This is a genomic window from Candidatus Sordicultor fermentans (assembly GCF_012728195.1).
GTDB lineage: Bacteria > Atribacterota > Atribacteria > Atribacterales > Caldatribacteriaceae > Sordicultor > Sordicultor fermentans.
The window spans coordinates 1-4580 of record NZ_JAAYFP010000141.1 but is presented as its reverse complement, the minus strand read 5'-3'; the positions used below and the strand labels follow the sequence as shown (position 1 = coordinate 4580).

General features: G+C 41.2%; 2 protein-coding genes and 1 tRNA gene. 1 reads left to right on the top strand and 2 read right to left on the bottom strand.

Annotated features, from left to right (window positions below; genetic code table 11):
- Positions 1-707 precede the first annotated feature (707 nt).
- On the bottom strand, positions 708-1898 hold the full coding sequence (locus tag GXZ17_RS07540; protein WP_409376680.1) for a DUF401 family protein: 1191 nt from the start codon (positions 1896-1898) through the stop codon (positions 708-710).
- A 201-nt stretch (positions 1899-2099) separates the two neighbouring features.
- On the opposite strand from GXZ17_RS07540, the gene GXZ17_RS07535 reads away from it, so the two are divergent.
- The gene (locus GXZ17_RS07535) at positions 2100-3899 is read left to right on the top strand and encodes a family 10 glycosylhydrolase (RefSeq protein WP_409376679.1); all 1800 of its coding nucleotides are present in this window, start codon (positions 2100-2102) and stop codon (positions 3897-3899) included.
- Positions 3900-4307: 408 nt separating this feature from the next.
- On the opposite strand, the gene GXZ17_RS07530 is transcribed toward GXZ17_RS07535, so the two are convergent.
- Positions 4308-4383 (bottom strand) — tRNA-Gly (locus GXZ17_RS07530).
- Between the last annotated feature and the right edge of the window lie 197 nt (positions 4384-4580).

Sequence of the window (4580 nt, the reverse complement as noted above, 5' to 3'; positions counted from 1 at the left end):
GTTTATAAGGGGGCAACGCCCCTTTATAGTACTTTCCGTCATTCCCGAAATTTTTTATCGGGAATCCATGCTTTTGCTTTTTTCTTTTTGGAACCATAGGAGCATCTCCTCCCATTATTTAGATTCCTCGTAGAACCGCTCAGGAATGACCTCTCCCTCCGTCATTCCCGAAATTCGGGCGGGAATCCAGATATTTTCGCCCTTAAGCAATTTAGATTCCTGATAGAGACACTCAGGAATGAGAGACTTGAGGATGATAGAGGCGTTCAGGGGTAACGACCTTCTTTTCTGTCATTCCCAAAATCTTTTATTGGGAATCCATATGTTTTTACTGGGGGAGGATTTTCCCACCAGTGGCATTTACTTTTCAGATTTTTGTTTTTTTGCTTTTTAGGGTGATAGGGGGTTTCCCCTTGTAGTTTGGATTTCTGATAAATACGTTTAGGAATGACAAACTTGTGGGAATTTCACTCTCACTTTCACCCCGGAAGAGCGATGGAAAAGAGGGCTTTTAAAGAGAGGAAGAGAAAGGAATCCGGGTGAGGCTTCCTTTTACCTTTTTGCTCTGATTTTTTTCTCAATCGCAATTTTTACATTACATCCTCGCAGTATTCCTGATAACCTGTTCTTTCACTCTTTAGAGAGATTATGGCATGCTATTTTAATTTTTTTGGTATTTGTACTTTATTATGCACCACGGTCTCCTACTATATAAAATACCAGATTACTCCCCAGGAAAAAACCAGGATACTGGGCCAGAGAAGCAGTCGATATACTTTCTCTATATCAGTCTTAAAATATCGGCAGGAAAGAATGAGACAGAGATGGGTGGGAGAGAAAATAATTCCCAGATATCCTCCAATATAGAGGAGAGGAATCGCTTTCTCTAAAGAAGCAAGAGACAGAAGAGGTAAAATTAAAGGAAAACTAACTCCTACAAAAGCCGACGTTAGCCCGCTTACGAGAGCAATAAAGAAGGCCAGCACCAAACCTAAGAGGATTACCGGCATATTCTGAGAAATCATGAAGTCTACCACTGGCTGAAGAACACCGCCTTGAGTAATGGCGGTTTTGAATATCAGAATTCCAGCTACATCAATCATTATTGACCAGGGAAAATTCTGGAACATAGCGGAGATAATCTGAGAAAAAGATAATTTGCCAAGGAAAATAGCCAAGATTAGCCCTATCATGCCTCCCACCCAGATTGGAATTCCTAAAAATACTACTAAAACCGGAGGGATTAAAGGAATAAAAGGTTGAATAATCTCATAAAAATTGACCTTTCCGGGTGGGTCGGGGGAGTTTTCTACCTCCATTTTTCTAACCACTAACCAGCCTCCTATAATAGCCAGAACGAAAAAAGGAAGGTGGTGTATTACTATCCAGGGAAGAGACAAACCCGATAGAGAAGAGACTAAAAGAATTGCTGGATAAAGAGGAAGAAAATATTCCCAGATATGGCGAAACCAATAATTGATGAAAGCTAAAATTTCTCCTTGTGTATGAGGTGAGGTGCGAGAAGCTTCTACCAATGGGGCAGAGAAAATAGCTCCACCTGGCATAGGGAGAATTCCCACGAGAGCAGGAAGGGCCAGAGAAACCAATCGGGGGTTCTTAAAAAGAGTTTGGGTGGATTTTACCAATAGGTTTAGTTGACCGGTGTAGGAAAGAACGTTTCCCAGAATGGTAATGCATACTATGTTGGCCATTAAATTGAGATTAGAATAATCCCCAAAGGTGCTTATCACTATCTTCAGGCTTTCGATGGGAGCAACGGCAGAGAAAAGAAGAAGTAGAAGGGCTGCTATGGCAAGAGTCACCCCTAAATTTATTTTATATCGTAAAGAAATCAAAATTACAATGAAGACCAAAGCGATTTTTATAAGTTGAATCAAGAATTAGCCCTCCTCCAATGTTAAGTTCACTTTCTCCGATTATACAACTAATTCCTTTATTTGAGTTTATATCTTTAGAATCAGAGATTTAGTAAGAAGAGGGGTAAGGCCTTCGCCCTCAATTTTTGGGGAAAACTTCTTCTCTAAGAGAAAGTCGGTACCGAGATGGCATTTTTAGTGTTTCTTTGAGATAATACGGCCATGAAAAGATTTGTTTTAGGTTTAATTGTAAGTTTTTGTCTGGGGTGGCTTTGTTTTTGTTCCGCCGTTTGTGCTGCTACTTTCTTTCAAGGAATATGGATAGATGTGCGGAGCATCCCCCTGACCGAGGACGGCATTCGGGATATGGTCAGGCGCGTGCATTCGGCTAATTTCAATGCTATTTTAGTGGAGTCCTTTTATTTGGGTGAAACCATTTATCCTTCTCCTTTTTTATCTTCTCAGGGGTTGCCTTCTCAAATGTCCACTTTCGAGGAGGCGGGCATTGACCCTTTGAAAATAATTGTGGAAGAGGCTCATCGTCTTTCTTTACAGGTGCACGTGTGGTTTGATATGTTTTATGTGGGACTCAACGAGCCTGGAGCCTTACTTTCTCGCTATCCCCAGTGGAGTGCCATTAACCGAGACGGGAGCACTGGTTACCAGCAAGGAAATAACCACTTTTTCTGGATTTGTCCGGAACACCCGGAGGTGAAGGAGTTTTATTCTCAGCTTTTCCAGGAGGTGGGCAAAAATTACCCCATAGATGGGATTCATCTTGATTATCTTCGTTTTCCCGACCCGACGTTAGCTGATGCTTGCTACGCTCCAGAACATTGCCAGAAGTTTAAAGAGGAGTATGGCGTCGACCCCCGGGAAATTAGCCCCCTGAACCAACCGGCTTTTTATCGGGAGTGGAATAAAACACGCGCTCAATTTTTAACAGATTTTGTGACTTACATTTCAGAAGAGCTGCGTCATTCGTTGCCTCACTTAATTTTCTCCTGTGCAGTTAAACCCCAGGGTTTTCCAGAAGAGCTGAATCCCAGGTCTTTGCAAGATTGGCCTCGCTGGGCAGAACTGGGGCTTTTTGACGTTTTTATCCCTATGACTTATAGCTCCAGACCTCCAGAGTTTAAGGGTCTATTACTCTGGATAAACACTTTTCTTTCTTCTTCTGCGCCTTTTTATAGCGGAATCTGGGGAGTTAATCTTTCTGACCATTCCATTGCTCAGGAGATTACCATTGCTCGAGAAGCAAAATCGCAAGGAGTATCCATTTTTGCTTATCCTTATCTTACCGACCAAACCTTGAGTTTCCTGGCTGCTGGCCCTTTCCATGAAAAACCTTCTCCTCCCACCATTGAGGAATTATCAGTTCCTCGAGAACTTCCCCCTGAAGTTAAGCCTGTATCTTATTATCAGGAGAACGCCCGACGAGTAACTGCTCTTTATACCGGTACTCCTGTTGTACCTGATGGTGTTTTGGAAGAGATATGGGAATCTGCCCACTGGCAGGCCGATTTTACTCTTATTACTGGAGAAGGAGAAGCCAGCCAGGATACCAGAGTGGCTCTCCTTTATGACTCTCAAAACTTATATGTTGCCTTTTTCTTTGAGAAAAATCCTGATGAAGTTGTTTTTTCCGTTACTCAAAGAGACGGACCGGCATTCTATGATGACTCGGTAGAAATTTTTCTGGACCCGGGTAAGAGTAAAAGTTTCTACTATCAGCTGGTAACCAATCTGGTTGGTGCTCAATACGATGGTTCTTCTTTGCAAGGAGCAGCTTGGAATGGAAACTGGAAAGCTGGAGTTATGGAGGAGAATCATCTTTACTCTCTGGAGGTAGCTATTCCTTTTTCTGAAATAACCAAAGAGCCACCTTCTGGGGGAGAAGAGTGGGGGATAAATTTTTATCGCAACAATTTAAAACAAGAAGAATTCAGTGCCTGGTCGCCTACTCCGGGTGTCTATGCTGTGCCTTCCCTTTTTGGAACTGTAGAATTTTCTGTGCCCTAAAAAACATCTATGGGGAGTTATCTTGTTAGAAGATAACTCCCCATAGATGCAAGGAGGGGATTTTCTAAGTTTATAACTTTTCAATTACTCATTTTCAGTCCGAAGGGTATTATAGCTGGTTATTATTTTTTGTCAATAGCTTTTTTGGAAAATTAATAAAATATAAAATATTTAATAAATATTTTATAATGATAGCCTCCAACATAGAAAAAGATGTGAGGAGTGCGTGGTCTTAAGCCTTCAACTTGTTTTAACAAAGAAATTCCTCAAAATACTCTCCCAAGTTTTAGGTTTAGCTAATTTTAAAACCTTCCCCATTTTGAATCCCTTTTTTATGAGTAACGGCTTCAGGAGTTAGGAAAGGCAAAATGAAAAGTAAAAATGGCTGAAATTGGTTTGGAAAAAAAATGGAGCGGAAAACGGGATTTGAACCCGCGACCCTCGGCTTGGGAAGCCGATGCTCTACCACCTGAGCTATTTCCGCTCTTATACACTAATATAATAACATGAAGAATGTTTTTTTCAAGTATCCGAATTGTCTCAACTAAAAATCTCGACACAAATCATTCTATTTGCAGGCTATCCTCCTTAAGCTGAAGGTGGAATAGGGCTCGCATTATAGTTCTATAGTTGACTACAAGAAAGTAGGTAAGGGAAGGGTTTTTGAGAGAAGCATTTTTT